Genomic DNA, 16480 nt, shown 5'->3' on the forward strand with positions numbered 1-16480 from the left:
AAATAGGCAATCGACCTGTTGAAAAAGTCGATTGCCTATTTGTTTTATTATTAAGCGTTTGTTCCAGTGATGTGTGAAATATCGTTTGAACTGACATAGCGATTAGGTGAGATCTGGTAGTAGATAACGCCTGAATCGATATTTACAGCCTGTTGGTTAGTAAACCAAGCCGAGTTTCCAGCCACTGATACTTGATTGATGGCATTGCCATTTCCATCGTATAACTGGATCTGATCGTTATTCACAGTGTGAATAACCGCTTTGTAGTTAGTGATGGCAATATTTTTAATACCTGAAAGAACTTCATTGGCACTCAAATATTGATTGTCGCCAATCTTGTAAAATACTTCTTTAGTGGCAGCATTCTTATGTAATTGCGATGTCGCAAAATCTTGATTGGCTGGAGCATTTTGGTGTTCGATAATTTGACCATTTTGGTCATAGATTGGTAAACCAATCAAATTTTTAGTATGGATAGTAATGTTGATCGTAGTATCTGTCCATGTTGCGGAAACTGCAGCATTAGCTGGTGCGTTGTTTGCTGCAGATGCTGTTGATGTGCTGAAACTACCTAGCAATGCAGGCGAGATCAACGCTACAGCTAAGACTAAACTCAATTTCTTATGGCTCATTTTTAAACCCCCATTATTACAACTATAATAACATTATATATATATTTAATATAAAATTTCAAATTTGTATCATTTGTGCAAAAAAAATCGTCCAATTCCGTTGAGGGATGGGCGATTTATTGTTTATTGAGGTATTTTAGCAATCTTTCCTTGTTCGATATAAACACTCAAGATTCCGATATCAGCTGGATTTACACCACTGATACGACTAGCTTGGGCAATCGTTTCAGGATTGATCTTACTTAACTTTTGGACAGCTTCAGTAGCTAAACCATTGACCTTCGTGTAATCAAGACGTTCTGGGATCTTCTTTGATTCCATCTTCTTGAGACGGTCGATTTTCATTTGTTCTTTGGCAATGTATCCTTCGTACTTGATCTGGATCTCAACTTGTTCCTTAACGCGACGGTCAACATCAGCTCCGCCTTCACCGATCATGTCGATGATATCTTGATAGTGGACCTCAGGTCTTCTCAAGAAACGACCAGCTAAGATGCCGTCTTTAAGGCCCTTCAAGTTGTGAACACTCAAGAATGGCTCAGCCATCTTAGGTGTGATCATAGTAGTTTCAAGGCGTTTTTTCTCTGCAGCAACTGCTTCCCACTTGCGTGTGAAACGGTCGTATCGGTCATCGCTAATAAGTCCAAGGTCATGTCCCTTACCAGTTAGACGCTCGTCAGCATTATCATGACGCAAAATCAAACGATATTCGGCACGACTTGTCAAAAGACGATAAGGTTCGTTAGTTCCTTTAGTTACGAGATCATCGATCAAAACGCCGATATACGCTTCATCCCTACGTAAAATAAATGGATCCTTGCCTTGTGCACGAAGGGCAGCATTGATACCAGCCATGATTCCTTGTCCAGCAGCTTCTTCATATCCAGAAGTTCCGTTCATTTGACCAGCAGTAAATAGGTTTTTAACAACTTTGGTTTCCAAATTTAACTTCAATTGCCAAGGTTCAACCACGTCATATTCGATTGCATATCCTGGACGCATCAACTTGGCGTTCTCAAGTCCAGCAACTGAGTGAACCATCTTCAATTGAATTTCTTCAGGCATTGAAGTCGAGAAATCCCCGACGTAATACTCTTGAGTATCACGACCTTCTGGCTCTAAGAAAATTTGGTGACGTGGCTTGTCGGCAAAACGTACGACCTTATCTTCGATCGAAGGGCAGTAACGAGGTCCAACACCTTCGATAACACCTGAAAACATTGGTGCACGGTCAAGATTGTCACGAATGATCTTATGTGTTGTGGCATTCGTATAAGTCATCCAGCAAGAGATTTGATCCTTTAAGTATTGGGCATCACGTGTCTCAAATGAGAAGTGATTAGGCTCTGGATCGCCAGGTTGTTCTTCGGTTTTTGAAAAGTCGATCGAATTCTTGTTCACACGAGGTGGTGTACCTGTCTTAAAACGAGTCAGCTTGAAACCATTTTTTTCAAGATTTTCTGACAACTTGATTGATGGAATCGAGTTGTTAGGACCTGAAGAATACATCAACTCGCCAATAATGATTTTTCCACGTGAAGCTGTTCCCGCTGTAAGGACGACTGTCTTAGCGTGATACTTTGCGCCAGTACCAGTTACGACACCTTTACAAATTCCATCTTCAACAATAAGTTTTTCTACGATTCCTTGGCGTAATGTAAGATTAGGTTCATTTTCGAGCGTATCCTTCATCACACGATGATACATGTTCTTGTCAGCTTGCGCACGAAGGGCACGAACGGCTGGACCTTTTCCTGTATTCAACATTCTCATTTGAATGTATGTTTTATCGATGTTCTTTCCCATTTGACCACCAAGTGCATCGATCTCACGGACAACGATACCCTTAGCAGGTCCACCAACTGATGGATTACATGGCATAAAAGCTACCATGTCTAAATTGATCGTGATCAAAAGGGTGTTTTGGCCCATTCTAGCTGCTGCAAGAGCTGCTTCTGAACCAGCATGTCCAGCACCGACAACGATCACGTCATATGTTTCTGAATCAAATTCTTTAACTTCTACCATGTATGTTTTCCACCTATATCTATTTTCCTAAACAGAATTGCGAGAATAGCTGCGTGATCAATTCATCTGGGTAGCTATCACCTGTGATCTCGCCTAATTTATCCCAACAAGAAGTCATATCGATCTGCACGAGGTCGATTGGCATCCCTGCTTCAATTCCTGAAATAACGTCATTTAAGCTTTGTTTTGCTTGTCTCAAGAGTCCTGCTTGTCGAGCACTCGTGATAATGACGTTGCTGCTGCTGTCTTCGATACCAGCATTGAATAGCTTGCCGACGGTATCTTTGATCTGTTCGATACCGTCATTTTTAATGGCAGATGTGAGCAAAATAATATCGTCTGCCTTTAATTGTTTAACTTCGATTGGATGCAAGACTGGCGTTAAATCGTTCTTGTTAAAAATTACGATTCTACGTTTATCTTTGGTAGCATCCAATAATTGAATATCTTCATCTTCAAGTGGGCGACTAGAATCCAACACTAAGATGATCAAGTCAGCTTCGTTGATTGCCTTGAGCGAACGTTCGACACCGATTTTTTCAACCTTGTCTTCGGTATCTCGGATACCTGCAGTATCGATCAGCTTCAGTGGAACACCATCAATATTGACATATTGTTCAACAATATCACGCGTTGTACCTGCAACGTCCGTTACAATCGCTTTGTCCTCATCGAGCAAACGATTCAAAAGACTTGATTTACCAACGTTTGGCTTACCGATGATGGCAGTAGCCAGACCGTGTTGCAAGATCTCGCCAGAGTCGGCTGTCTTGAGTAATTGGTCAATACTTACGCCAACTGTCTTTGCTTTTTCCAATAACATGTTGGTAGTCATTTGTTCTGTATCGTATTCTGGATAGTCGATATTAACTTCGACTTGAGCCAAAACATCGAGAATCTCTTGACGCAAACTATTGATCAAATGTTCCAAATTACCATCAAGTTGATTGACAGCTACTTGCATAGCTTTGTCAGTTTTAGCACGAATCAAATCCATAACTGATTCAGCTTGGGTCAGATCCAAACGTCCATTCAAAAAGGCACGTTTAGTAAATTCTCCAGGTTCAGCCATTCTGGCACCAGCACCGATCAATAGTTGCAGCACCTTGTTAGTAGGGACGATTCCACCGTGAGTATTGACTTCAATGACGTCCTCACGTGTGTAAGTCTTAGGTGCACGCATAACTGAGACCATGACTTCATCAACTAAATCGTTAGTTGTCGGATCAACGATATGACCATAATTAATAGTGTGAGTAGCAACTTTAGCCAAGTCTTTACCCTTGAACACCTTTTTGACGATATTGATAGCTTGATCTCCAGAAACACGGACGATCGAGATACCACCTTCCCCAGGTGGTGTTGAAATAGCAGCAATCGTGTCGTATTCAGTTACTGTACTAGGCATGATGATTCCTCCTTGTTGGATTATTTATTAAGTAGTCGTTTGTTTTTATCGATTTGACAATTATTTGCTGGTCGCCACTATTTTTGTAGCAAAAACGCGTAATTTATCACTGGAACCGATTGAATAAACGTGAAATTTTGCGACCTTATCCGAAACGCGCAAATATTTCACTGTGACCTACTGTATAAGGAGAATAAACGCTGCGAGCGCTTGACGAGCGCCACTCCGCATTTCTTCTCCTTATACTCCGGTCCCAAACCGTGAAATTTTGCGCTCTTATAATGATTTTTGGCACAAAAAAAGTGCATAATCCGTCCACACTAATAGTTGAACGGAAAAGCACTTTGACTACTTTTCAGTATTTAATTTAATTTCTAAGACATCTTAACGACATTTTTCTTAAATGTCAATTATTTATTATCGATGCTTATAAGCACGTTTTTTAGCTTTTCTGATCTTACGTTGCTTCTCACGCTCTGCTTCTTCTTTTTCACGTTGTTTGCGACGATATCTAAATGGATTTTGGAAAGCCAATGTCTGAAGAACTTGGAACGCATTAGTTACTACCCAGTAAAGAGTAATAGCTGATGGGAATGTCAATGCTGGTACAAAGATGAAGATTGGCATGATCCAAGTCATCATCTTAGTTGTAGCATTTTGTTGCGGATTGGAAATACTTGAAATGTAAGTGGATAAGAATGTAAATAGGGCAGCTAAAACAGCCATGATGTAATATGGATCAGGCTTTCCTAATTGCATCCAAAGGAAGGAACCATTTCTCAATTCTGCTGTCTTATAGATTGCTTGATAAAGAGCAAACATAACTGGCAACTGAATCAATAATGGCAAACATCCCGCCACCGGATTAACTCCGGCCTCACGATATAACTTTTGAGTTTCCTCACGAAGTTTTTGTTGGGTGTCAGTATCTTTAGCAGAGTACTTGTCTTGCAAAGCCTTCATTTGAGGCTGAATTTCCATCTGCTTGTTCATACTGCGGATCTGGAACCAGTTTAATGGCAAGAGAATGACCCTGATGATAATGGTGAAGAGGACGATTGCCCAGCCGGCACTGTTACCAGCGATTGAACCTAACCACAAGATAAATCTTGAGAAGTTCCACAAAACAATGTGGTCCCAAAAACCAGTACTGTTACTAGTAATAGGTTCATTAAGATTAGAACATCCAGCTAACACCAGAACGACACTAAGTAATAGTGCGATACCTATGTATTTCTTTAACCTTTTTTTATTCACTTTTGCACCTATATTGATATATTTTGATTTAATCTACTATTATTTTACCTAATTTTAGAAGATGTACGACATTTTTCTTTGTTTCGGGCATATCTAAATTAACGGCAGGCTTTCTTGCGATTATCAAAAAATCCAGCTCAGCAGGTAACTCAGGTTTTAATTCTAGTAGAGATTGACGAACGTATCGTTTGATCCGATTACGTCCAACAGCTGTATGTGAAACTTTCTTACCTACGGAAAGACCAACGCGAAAGTGTTTTTGTCCTGGTTTTTCGATCTTGTAGAGGACAAAATTACGATTTGCGACTGATTGGCCCTTTGAGTAGACATATTGATACTCATTTTCTTTTTTAATTCGATAGCTTTTTCTCATATGTCACCAGACTAATCTCTCGAGTTTTGTATATAAAAAAAGACCACCAAAAATTAGTGATCCTTCAAAACTAAGCTGATAATACTTTTCTGCCTTTTTTGCGACGTCTTGCAAGAACCTTGCGACCATTACTTGTACTCATTCTTTTCATGAAACCATGGACGCGTTCGCGATGACGCTTCTTTGGTTGATATGTTCTTTTTGTAGTCATCAATCAAACCTCCTGAATTAATTTTCACTTCTCCAGACAATTGCTTAAATATCTTATCATGTTTGTCAAAAAAATTAAACAGCAAATTTAAATCTTTCATTAGTAGATAGGAAAACATCCCTGTGAGTTGTGAACAAAAGGGACCTGTGGATAATTTGTGGACAGAAGTTATTAACATAGTTATCAACAGGGTAGTATACAGAGTTGTCCGCCGTAAAAATTTACTGTGCATTAGTTTTCCACAGGTTTTGATTTCTTGTTGTAAAGTCTTCGCAAGTCCAGTAGAATAGGACTTTCACTTGTTGATAACTGTGGATAACTATGTGAATAAGTCGAATTCTTAACATTAATCCACAGTTTTCTTACGATTCTTTTAACAAGTTGTTAAGTAAAAATAAATTAAACATACGTTCTGTGGAAAACTATTTTATTGAATGATAAACTTTATTTTGTCTTTTTAGGGGAAAAAACTTATCCACAGATAAAATTTGCAAGATTGGAGGGATTTTTTGCAAGAACCGAATAACTCATCTACTAAAGAATTGAACGATTTTTGGGATTACTTTACTAGTAAGATCAAAAAAGAGATCACGCCAACTAGTTATTCAACTTGGGTCGAAAGTGCAAAACCACTGTATATGGATGGAAATGACATTCACATCTCAGTTGAATCAAAATTGCATCAAGAATATTGGCAACGCAACTATGTTAAAAACATTGTTGCCGATTCGTATGCTTTTAATGGCGTTGAACTCAATCCGATCATTGAAAATGAAGATGACCGTAAAGAACAACCGAACTTAACCGTTGCTTCTACTCAAAATAACGATTCAAACGAAGATTTAAATGGATCTGCACCTGTTTTTCAAAATTCTCATTTGAATCCTAAGTACACTTTTGAATCATTTATTATTGGTGGAGCTAACAAAATGGCCCACGCTGCAGCTGTTGCCGCTGCAGGTGAGCCGGGTCAGATCTACAATCCACTGTTTATTTATGGTGGCGTTGGTTTAGGAAAAACTCACTTGATGCAAGCCATCGGACATGAAATGTTGAAAAACAATCCAAATGCTCGTGTTAAATATGTTACTAGTGAAACTTTCGCTAATGACTTCATTAATTCCATCCAAACTCGGACTCAAGAAGAGTTTAGAAAAGAATATCGCAGCGTAGATCTTCTACTTATTGATGATATTCAATTCTTCGCTGAAAAAGAGGGGACTCAGGAAGAATTTTTCCACACCTTCAATAAGCTGCACGAAAATAATAAACAGATCGTTTTGACTTCTGATCGTTTACCAAATGAAATACCTAAGCTTCAAGAACGACTAGTTTCTCGTTTCAAATGGGGCTTATCCGTTGATATCACTGCACCCGATCTCGAAACCAGAATTGCCATCTTGCGCAACAAGGCAAAAGCTGAAAACTTAGAGATCCCGGATGACACACTTTCCTATATTGCTGAACAGATCAACACCAACGTTCGTGAATTGGAAGGCGCATTATTGAGAGTTCAGGCCTACTCAACAATGAAAAATGCTGATATCAATAAGTCGATCGCCGCTGATGCTTTGAAAGCCTTGAAGCTATCGCGTGCCAAAAACGGATTGACCGTAGCAAACATTCAAAACAAAGTAGCTAAGTATTACCATGTTTCAATTGCTGATCTTAAAGGTAAAAAACGTGTTAAAACCATCGTTTTGCCGCGTCAGATTGCAATGTATTTATCCAGAGAATTAACTGACCGTTCACTTCCTCAAATCGGAATGGAATTTGGCGGCAAGGACCATACAACAGTCATGCACTCGTGTGATAAAATAACCGAGTTAGCTTTAAAAAATGATGATATTAAACAAGCCATCGGCGAATTACGCGATGAGTTGAAAAATTAACATGTGCAAAACTTTTTAAAAAAGCAGAAGTTATCCACAGCTGTTAATAACATGATTTTTTCAACAGCTTCATGACGTTAAGTTAGTTTTCCACAGAATCAACAGGTCCTACTACTGCTTCTATCTATATATTAATTAATTAAAAGGGGAAGTTAGATAATGAAATTCTCAATCGATCGTACTAAATTCATTAATCAGACTAATAATGTTCAACGTGCTATCTCTAGTAAAACAACTATTCCTATACTTACCGGAATGAAACTAGACCTAGCTGATAATGGATTAACTATTACTGGTAGTAATTCAGATATTTCAATCACTGCATTCATCTCTAAAGAAGACGCAGACAATGATCTGAATATTGAAAGTACTGGTTCAATTGTTTTACCAGCCAAATTTTTTAATGAAATCATTAAGAAGTTACCTGGGGATAACTTTAATTTAGAAGTTTTAGACAATAATCAGACCTTGATCAAATCAGGCGTTTCTGAATTTACTATTAATGGGTTAGATGCAAATAACTATCCACACCTTCCTGAAGTTGAAACTGAGAACCAATTAGTTTTTCCAACTGATCTTTTTAAAGAAGTTGTTGGTCAAACTGTTATCGCTGTTTCAAACCAAGAAAGTCGTCCTGTCTTGACTGGTGTTAATTTTGTCATCAACTCTGACGGATTAACTTCAGTTGCGACTGATAGTCACCGTTTAGCTCAGAGAAAAATTGATATCACTAGCGATGAAGAGTACAACTTGATCATTCCTGGTAAGAGTTTGACTGAATTAGTCAGAACTATTAACGATTCAGTTAAAGAAATCTCAATGTCGATCTCTGAAAACCAAGTATTGTTCAGTTTTGACAATGTTATGTTCTATTCACGTTTATTGGATGGAAGATATCCAGAAACTGACCGTTTGATCCCTGATGAATCAAATACAACTTTGACTTTTGATTCATCGAACTTATTGGCTTCAGTTGAACGTGCTTCGCTTCTTTCTCATGAAAGTCGAAACAACGTCATCAAGCTAGTTATCAAAGCAGCTGAAAACACAGCAACTCTATTCGGTAACTCACCTGAGGTCGGAACTGTTGAAGAAGTACTAGACTGCAAGAGTCTTGAGGGTGAAGACCTAGATATTTCCTTTAATCCAGATTACTTAAAAGACGCCCTTCGTTCATTTGGCGGCAATACTGAGATCGAGATCAGTTTCACCTCAGCTTTGCACCCATTTACGATCAGACCAATTGAAAACAAAGATAATTTCGTTCAATTGATCACACCAGTTAGAACATTTTAAAAAATGAATCACGAAAAAAATCAGCCTAGATGGGCTGATTTTTTATTTGGAGCTTATTTGGCTATATTCAGTTATCAGACATGATGAATTGATAACTGAATATAGCTTTTTTGTTCAAATTACGTAATGAATTCACGGATTACCGAAAAATAACCAAAATCATTTCGGTTTTACGTAATTTTTACATGACATTTAAATATGAGCCGTATATTTTTTGCTCTGCGTGTTTTTTGACTGATTTTAATATCCCAGTACTAAGATCGCTTAAAACAGCTCTAATCGTCCAAAATTTGCCTTTTGGTTTGTTTTTTAGACTTAAAACCACTATAATATCAGTATGTCATTAATGGATAAATCTAATAAATAGGGTGTTAAAATGTCGCAAAAAATAACAATTAAGACCGAATTTATTACTGTAGGACAATTCCTGAAAGAGGTTGGCATCATTGCAACTGGCGGTCAGGCTAAATGGTATTTGCAGGAAAACTCGATCACTGTCAACGGCGAACCTGAAAATCGTCGAGGAAAGAAACTTCACAAGGGCGATAAGGTTATTGCTGAGGGTCAAACTTTTGAAATTGCATAACGCTTTTTGTTCGTAAAAGAACTTGAGCTTCAAAATTATCGCAATTATGAATCTTTAAAGATTGATTTTTCGCCAAACATCAATGTTTTTTTGGGACGCAATGCCCAGGGTAAGACCAACTTATTAGAGGCTATGTATTTTTTAGCTTTGACCAGAAGCCATAGAACGTCCAATGACAAGGATTTAATTAGATGGGGAAGTGATTTTGCCAGAATTTCGGGCACGGTTATCAAAGATAATGCCAGTCGTTTAAAGATGAACCTGATTATCAGTAAATCCGGGAAAAAAGCTAAATTGAACAATTTGGAACAACGTAAATTGTCGAGTTACATCGGTAATTTAAACGTTGTCTTGTTTTCTCCAGAGGATTTATCGATCGTTAAGGGCAATCCGACTGTCAGACGTAAATTTGTCGATATGGAATTTGGTCAAATTTCATCGCAATATCTCAAAACTGTTAGTCAGTTTAGATCTGTTCTTAAACAACGCAACGTCTATTTGAAAAAATTACAGCATCATGAAACAAAGGATCTAGTATATCTAGATGTTTTATCTGATCAACTTGCAGCTTATTGTGCAGAAGTGACGCAGACACGCTTAACTTTTTTACATCGGCTGCAAATTTTTATTCAAAAGATCCACGCTAAGATCACAGATAACCAAGAAGTGTTAAAGCTTCAGTACAGTAGTTTTTTTAAAGCTGAAGGTATGGACGTTGAAGCTATTTACAACTTATACAAAGACACCTTCAAAAAGAACTATCGCAAAGAAATTCAACGCGGAGTCACTTTATATGGCCCGCACAGGGATGATATTAAATTCTTAGTTAATGATAAAAACGTTCAGGACTTTGGCTCGCAGGGACAGCAGCGCTCGGTTGCTTTGAGTCTGAAATTGGCTGAGGTCGAATTGATCAAGGAAGAAGTAGGGGATTATCCGATCTTGCTATTGGATGATGTGTTATCCGAGTTAGACCAGAAACGGCAAACTCATCTCTTGTCGTCGATTGGACAGGACATTCAAACCTTTATCACTACGACGTCGCTTGACGATGTTGATCAAACTTTGATCAAGGATCCTAATGTTTTACAGATTGTTGACGGAAAAATCAAACAGGAGGAAATTTAATGGCTGAAAACAGCAAAGAAGAAGAATTAGAGAAAAAAGAAAAACTAGCTGAAGAATATGATGCCAGTCAAATCCAAGTCCTCGAAGGACTTGAAGCTGTTCGTAAAAGACCTGGTATGTATATCGGATCTACTAGTAGCCAAGGTCTCCACCATCTTGTCTGGGAAATTATCGATAATGGTATCGATGAAGCTTTAGCAGGATTTGCTACGAAGATCGAAGTCACGGTTGAACCTGACAACTCGATCACTGTTACTGATGATGGACGTGGTATCCCAGTCGATATTCAAAAGAAGACTGGTAAACCAGCTCTTGAAACTGTTTATACTATCTTGCATGCCGGTGGTAAATTCGGCGGCGGCGGATACAAGGTTTCTGGTGGACTTCACGGTGTTGGTGCTTCAGTTGTTAATGCCTTGAGTAGTGAGTTGGACGTAGTTGTTACCCGTGGCGGCAAACAATACGGAATCGACTTTGAAAAAGGTAAAGTTAAGCATCCAATGCACGTGGTTGGCGATGCCGGAGAATTTGATCATGGTACTCGTGTTCATTTCGTGCCGGATCCAGATATTTTTACTGAAACTACTGTTTATGATGATAAAGTTCTGACAACAAGAATCCGTGAACTAGCTTTCTTGAACAAAGGCTTAAAACTTACATTTACCGATAAACGTAAAGATACCGCTGAAAAACTTGTCTTCCACTACGAGGGTGGAATCAAGAGTTACGTCGAATTTTTGAACAAGGGTAAAGAGGTCCTCTTTGACGATCCAATTTATCTTGAAGGCGTTCAAGATGGCGTAACTGTCGAAGTTGCTTTGCAATATATCGACGAATACCATACCAATCTATTAACATTCGCTAATAATATTCACACGTACGAAGGTGGTACTCACGAAGTTGGGTTCAAGACTGCCTTAACGCGTGTGATCAATGACTATGCCCACAAGAACAAATTGATGAAAGATAACGAGAAGTTATCCGGTGAAGATGTCCGTGAAGGGATGACTGCGGTCGTTTCTGTTAAGCATCCAGATCCACAATTTGAAGGACAGACTAAGACTAAGTTAGGAAACTCCGATGCTAGAACTATCACTGATCGTTTATTCAGTGAGCATTTCATGAAGTTCTTGATGGAAAATCCTAATACAGCTAAGAAGATCATTGAAAAAGGTACTTTGGCAACTAAGGCTAGACTTGCTGCTAAACGTGCCCGTGAAGTTACACGTAAGCAAAATGGTCTTGAGATCAGCAATTTACCTGGTAAGTTGGCTGATAACTCAAGTAAAGATCCTGAAATTTCAGAATTATTCATCGTCGAGGGTGATTCAGCCGGCGGTTCTGCTAAGACTGGTCGTTCACGTTTGACTCAAGCTATTTTGCCTATTAGAGGTAAGATCTTAAACGTTGAAAAAGCTTCAATGGATAAGATTTTAGCTAACGAAGAAATCAGAACTTTGTTCACTGCTATGGGAACAGGTTTTGGTGAGGAATTCGATATTTCAAAAGCTCGTTATCATAAAGTTATTATTATGACCGATGCCGATGTCGATGGTGCTCATATTAGAACATTGCTGTTGACTTTGCTCTACAGATATATGAGGCCAATCGTTGATGCAGGCTATGTCTACATCGCTAAGCCACCTTTGTATCAAGTTCGCCAAGGTAAGATCATGGAATATCTTGATACTGATAAAGAAAAAGATGACTTCATTTCCCAACTTCCAGCAAAACCTGAACCAAAGATCCAACGTTACAAGGGTCTTGGTGAAATGGATGCTGACCAATTATGGGAAACAACTATGGACCCAGAAAAGAGAAGACTTGACCGTGTCGAGCTCGATGACGCAGCCGGCGCCGATCAAATTTTTTCAATGTTGATGGGTGACAAGGTTGCTCCTAGACGTGAATTCATTGAAGAAAATGCTCGCTATGCCGAAGTTGACTATTAGAAGGGGAGGGGACTAATTTAAATGGACGATCGAAGAATTGAAAATGTTAATTTGACGGAAGTTATGAAAAAATCTTTCGTTGATTATGCTGCCAGTGTTATCGTATCTCGTGCTCTTCCTGATGTACGTGATGGTCTAAAACCTGTTCATCGTCGTATTTTATACGGTATGAATGAATTAGGTGTTACACCTGACAAGCCATACAAGAAGAGTGCTCGTTTCGTTGGGGATATCATGGGTAAGTATCACCCCCATGGTGACTCAGCTATTTACGAATCAATGGTTAGAATGGCCCAGGACTTTAGTTATCGTTATCCATTAGTTGATGGACATGGTAACTTTGGTTCTATCGATGGTGATCCGCCTGCTGCTATGCGTTATACAGAAGCTCGTATGAGTAAGATGGCGGTGGAAATGCTCCGCGATATCAATAAAGATACCGTTGATCTTGTTCCTAACTACGATGGTGAAGAAAAAGAACCTATGGTTCTTCCAGCCAGATTCCCTAACTTATTAGTCAATGGTGCGACTGGTATTGCTGTTGGTATGACTACCAACATTCCATCGCATAACTTAAAAGAAGTTATCGATGCTTTGCATATTTTGATGAGAAACAAAGATGCCACTCTGATGGACTTGATGAAAGTATTGCCTGGACCTGATTTTGCGACCGGTGGTATTATAATGGGTCGTTCAGGTATCAGACGTGCTTATGAATCTGGTAAAGGTACGATCACTTTAAGAGCTAAGGTTGATGTTGTGACTAAGAAGAGTGGCGCAGAACAAATTATTGTTACTGAGCTTCCTTATATGGTCAACAAAGCAACGTTAGTTGAAAGAATCGCCGAGCTTGCTCGTGATAAAAAACTTGAAGGTATCACTGATTTGAATGATGAGTCTGACCGTGAAGGGATGAGAATCGTTATCGATATCCGTCGCGACATGTCAGCCTCAGTCGTCTTGAACAACCTTTATAAGTTGACTCAATTGCAAATTTCATATGGTATCAACATGGTTGCTATCGTTGGCAAGACTCCTAAGGTCCTTTCTCTAAAAGAAGTCTTACTTGAATACTTGAAGCATCAAGAAGTAGTTATTCGTAGAAGAACTGAATATGATTTGAAACGTGCTGAAGCTCGTGCTCATATCCTTGAAGGTTTGAGAATTGCTTTGGACCACATCGATGAGATCATCAAGATCATCCGTGGTTCGCAAACTTCAGCGATTGCTAAACAAACTTTGATGGACAATTTCAAGTTATCTGACAAACAATCACAAGCTATCTTGGATATGCGTTTGGTTCGTTTGACAGGTTTGGAACGTGAAAAAGTCGAATCAGAGTATCAAGAATTGTTAGTTAAGATTGCCGATTACAAAGACATCTTGGCTAAACCAGAACGTGTCGATAAGATCATCTATGATGAATTGTTAGAGATCCAAGACAAGTTTGGCGACGAACGTCGTACAGAAATTCGTGCCTCTGAGATCACTAACATCGAAGATGAAGACTTGATTGAAGAAGAAAACATCCTAGTTGTTCTGACTCACAATGGATACATCAAACGCCTTTCCGCTGATGAATTTAGAGTTCAAAATCGTGGTGGACGTGGTATTCAAGGGATGGGTGTTCATGATGACGACTTCATTGAACAAATGATCTATACGTCAACTCATGACCGTCTATTGTTCTTTACTAATACTGGTAAAGTTTATCGGACTAAAGGATATGAAGTTCCTGAATATGGACGTACTGCTAAAGGTATTCCGGTTATTAACTTATTGAACATTGAAAAGGGCGAAAAGATCCAAACAGTTATCAACGTTGATAAAGACGTCGACCTCGATAACTCCTTCCTATTCTTTGTTACTAAGTTTGGTACAGTTAAGCGTACAGCCGTTTCAGACTTTGCTAATATCAGACACTCAGGCTTACGTGCAATCGCTCTGAGGGATGAAGATGAGCTAATTAACGTCTTTATGACAGACGGCAATAAAGTTATCTTTATCGGTACTCACAAGGGTTATGCCGTAACCTTCAAAGAGACTGACGTTCGTCCAATGGGAAGAACTGCAGCCGGTGTTAGAGGTATTAAGCTACGTGAACAAGATTATGTAGTTGGTTCATCAATCTTAGAACCAGAACAAGAAGTCTTAACGATTTCTGAGAATGGTTATGGTAAGAGAACTGCTGCTAGCGAATATCCAGTTAAAGGTCGTGGCGGTAAAGGTATCAAGACCGCAAACGTTACTGAAAAGAACGGACCAATCGCTGGTATTGCAGCAGTAAATACTGACGAAGATATTATGTTAGTAACTAACACAGGGGTCATGATCAGATTTGATGTAAACAATGTTTCGCAAACTGGTCGTGCAACCTTGGGTGTTAGATTGATCAAGGTAGACGACGATGCAATCGTTTCTACTATGACCAAGATTGCTCATGAAGATGAGGAAGAAGATCAAACAGATGATCCTTCAACTGATTCAACAGATGGCAACACAGATCCAACAGACAATGCAACTCCTGATTCATCGGACACAACTCCAGACGAAGATGAGACAGACAATAATTCTTCAGATTCAGACAATTCGGAAGAATAAAATAAAATAAATCGTTTCTGCGTAATTTTTAAGTGTATCGGTTTGGTACACGTCAGGCAGAAACGATTTTTTATTTGTAAAAAAACAGCTAGATATCAGGAGGGATTTATGATAAACTCTTACCTTGTGAGTATAAAATTTAGACAATTTATGCTCCTTGTCCCTTAACTGGGACCATTAGACCATAAGGAGGTGCACAGTCACATGGCACATTACGAAATTACATACATCATCAAGCCAGACATCGAAGAAGATGCAAAGAAGGCTGTTATTGATCGTTACAACAAGATCCTTACAGACAACGGTGCGAAGAATGTTGAGTCAAAAGACTGGGAAAAGAAACGTTTAGCATACGAAATTGCTAACTATAAAGAAGGTATCTATCACATCATTACTTTAGATACTGACGATGACGCAGCTTTAAACGAATTTGACCGTCTTTCAAAGATCGACGACAATATCTTGCGTCACATGATCATCAGACGTGAAGCTTAATTTGTTTCACGTGAAACAATTTGAGGAGGCAGATATATGATTAACCGAGTAGTTTTAGTCGGACGCCTGACGCGTGACCCTGAACTTAGATATACTGCTAACGGTGCTGCAGTTGCATCATTTACTGTTGCTGTTAACAGACAATTTACTAATTCTCAAGGTGAACGTGAAGCTGACTTCATTAACTGTGTTATTTGGAGAAAAGCTGCTGAGAACTTCTCAAACTTCACACATAAAGGTTCACTAGTTGGTGTTGATGGACGTGTTCAAACTCGTTCATACGATAACCAACAAGGAAACCGTGTTTATGTAACAGAAGTAGTTGTAGAAAACTTCTCACTTTTGGAATCAAGATCTGAAAGTGAAAGAAGAGCTGCAAATGAGAATAGTAACGGTGGTAATGGTTTTAACAACCAAAACCAACAAGCTCCAGCTCAACCATCAAGCAATCAAAATACTCAGTCTCCATTTAGCAACAATAATCAATCTAACAATAACAACAATCAAAATAATAATTCAGGTAACAATTCAAATACGAATAATCAAGATCCGTTTGCTGACAACAGCAAGCCAATTGATATTTCAGATGATGACTTACCTTTCTAAATTAAGAAGGGAGAA

General features: G+C 38.8%; 14 protein-coding genes. 8 read left to right on the top strand and 6 right to left on the bottom strand.

The annotated features are described in order from the left end of the window. Positions 1-50 precede the first annotated feature (50 nt). The 6 genes from LKF16_RS07980 to rpmH form a co-directional block, all read right to left on the bottom strand. A complete protein-coding gene (locus LKF16_RS07980; RefSeq protein WP_291470291.1) occupies positions 51-632 on the bottom strand; it encodes an SLAP domain-containing protein in 582 nt (193 codons plus the stop codon). 123 nt (positions 633-755) lie between these two features. Continuing rightward, positions 756-2660 carry a tRNA uridine-5-carboxymethylaminomethyl(34) synthesis enzyme MnmG gene (gene mnmG / locus LKF16_RS07985; protein WP_291470293.1) on the bottom strand — a complete coding sequence of 635 codons (1905 nt, stop codon included), beginning with the start codon at positions 2658-2660 and terminating at the stop codon, positions 756-758. A gap of 19 nt (positions 2661-2679) precedes the next feature. Further along, positions 2680-4068, bottom strand: coding sequence for a tRNA uridine-5-carboxymethylaminomethyl(34) synthesis GTPase MnmE (gene mnmE / locus LKF16_RS07990; RefSeq protein WP_291470295.1), 1389 nt, complete (start codon positions 4066-4068; stop codon positions 2680-2682). A 417-nt stretch (positions 4069-4485) separates the two neighbouring features. Beyond that, positions 4486-5325, bottom strand: a complete 840-nt coding sequence (locus LKF16_RS07995; protein WP_291470297.1) for a YidC/Oxa1 family membrane protein insertase — start codon at positions 5323-5325, stop codon at positions 4486-4488. Positions 5326-5353: 28 nt separating this feature from the next. Next, positions 5354-5698, bottom strand: coding sequence for a ribonuclease P protein component (rnpA, locus tag LKF16_RS08000; RefSeq protein WP_291470299.1), 345 nt, complete (start codon positions 5696-5698; stop codon positions 5354-5356). Positions 5699-5768: 70 nt separating this feature from the next. Further along, a complete protein-coding gene (rpmH, locus tag LKF16_RS08005) occupies positions 5769-5909 on the bottom strand; it encodes a 50S ribosomal protein L34 (protein ID WP_025085419.1) in 141 nt (46 codons plus the stop codon). A gap of 509 nt (positions 5910-6418) precedes the next feature. Here rpmH and dnaA point away from each other — a divergent pair. The 8 genes from dnaA to ssb all read left to right on the top strand — a co-directional run bounded on the left by dnaA (position 6419) and on the right by ssb (position 16465). Beyond that, positions 6419-7801: a chromosomal replication initiator protein DnaA gene (gene dnaA / locus LKF16_RS08010; RefSeq protein WP_434735164.1), complete on the top strand. Its 1383-nt coding sequence runs from the start codon at positions 6419-6421 to the stop codon at positions 7799-7801. 159 nt (positions 7802-7960) lie between these two features. Beyond that, positions 7961-9097, top strand: coding sequence for a DNA polymerase III subunit beta (dnaN, locus tag LKF16_RS08015; protein WP_291470322.1), 1137 nt, complete (start codon positions 7961-7963; stop codon positions 9095-9097). A gap of 376 nt (positions 9098-9473) precedes the next feature. Beyond that, on the top strand, positions 9474-9683 hold the full coding sequence (gene yaaA / locus LKF16_RS08020) for a S4 domain-containing protein YaaA (RefSeq protein WP_291470323.1): 210 nt from the start codon (positions 9474-9476) through the stop codon (positions 9681-9683). 6 nt (positions 9684-9689) lie between these two features. Next, positions 9690-10811: a DNA replication/repair protein RecF gene (recF, locus tag LKF16_RS08025; RefSeq protein ID WP_291470325.1), complete on the top strand. Its 1122-nt coding sequence runs from the start codon at positions 9690-9692 to the stop codon at positions 10809-10811. After that, positions 10811-12763: a DNA topoisomerase (ATP-hydrolyzing) subunit B gene (gene gyrB, locus LKF16_RS08030; RefSeq protein ID WP_291470327.1), complete on the top strand. Its 1953-nt coding sequence runs from the start codon at positions 10811-10813 to the stop codon at positions 12761-12763. The genes recF and gyrB overlap by 1 nt, the downstream gene beginning before the upstream one ends. Positions 12764-12784: 21 nt before the next feature. Then, a complete protein-coding gene (gyrA, locus tag LKF16_RS08035) occupies positions 12785-15364 on the top strand; it encodes a DNA gyrase subunit A (protein WP_291470329.1) in 2580 nt (859 codons plus the stop codon). Between the two features lie 204 nt (positions 15365-15568). Beyond that, the gene (gene rpsF / locus LKF16_RS08040; protein WP_291470331.1) at positions 15569-15859 is read left to right on the top strand and encodes a 30S ribosomal protein S6; all 291 of its coding nucleotides are present in this window, start codon (positions 15569-15571) and stop codon (positions 15857-15859) included. 36 nt (positions 15860-15895) lie between these two features. Beyond that, positions 15896-16465, top strand: a complete 570-nt coding sequence (gene ssb / locus LKF16_RS08045; RefSeq protein ID WP_291470333.1) for a single-stranded DNA-binding protein — start codon at positions 15896-15898, stop codon at positions 16463-16465. The last annotated feature ends 15 nt before the right edge of the window (positions 16466-16480 follow it).

The organism is Companilactobacillus sp. (assembly GCF_022484265.1).
GTDB lineage: Bacteria > Bacillota > Bacilli > Lactobacillales > Lactobacillaceae > Companilactobacillus.

Coding starts and splice junctions, on each gene's coding strand:
- rpsF (WP_291470331.1), top strand. CDS start 15,569: ATGGCACATTACGAAATTACATACATCATCAAGCCAGACATCGAAGAA.
- yaaA (WP_291470323.1), top strand. CDS start 9,474: ATGTCGCAAAAAATAACAATTAAGACCGAATTTATTACTGTAGGACAA.
- gyrA (WP_291470329.1), top strand. CDS start 12,785: ATGGACGATCGAAGAATTGAAAATGTTAATTTGACGGAAGTTATGAAA.
- mnmE (WP_291470295.1), bottom strand. CDS start 4,068: ATGCCTAGTACAGTAACTGAATACGACACGATTGCTGCTATTTCAACA.
- rpmH (WP_025085419.1), bottom strand. CDS start 5,909: ATGACTACAAAAAGAACATATCAACCAAAGAAGCGTCATCGCGAACGC.
- rnpA (WP_291470299.1), bottom strand. CDS start 5,698: ATGAGAAAAAGCTATCGAATTAAAAAAGAAAATGAGTATCAATATGTC.
- dnaN (WP_291470322.1), top strand. CDS start 7,961: ATGAAATTCTCAATCGATCGTACTAAATTCATTAATCAGACTAATAAT.
- ssb (WP_291470333.1), top strand. CDS start 15,896: ATGATTAACCGAGTAGTTTTAGTCGGACGCCTGACGCGTGACCCTGAA.
- gyrB (WP_291470327.1), top strand. CDS start 10,811: ATGGCTGAAAACAGCAAAGAAGAAGAATTAGAGAAAAAAGAAAAACTA.
- LKF16_RS07980 (WP_291470291.1), bottom strand. CDS start 632: ATGAGCCATAAGAAATTGAGTTTAGTCTTAGCTGTAGCGTTGATCTCG.
- mnmG (WP_291470293.1), bottom strand. CDS start 2,660: ATGGTAGAAGTTAAAGAATTTGATTCAGAAACATATGACGTGATCGTT.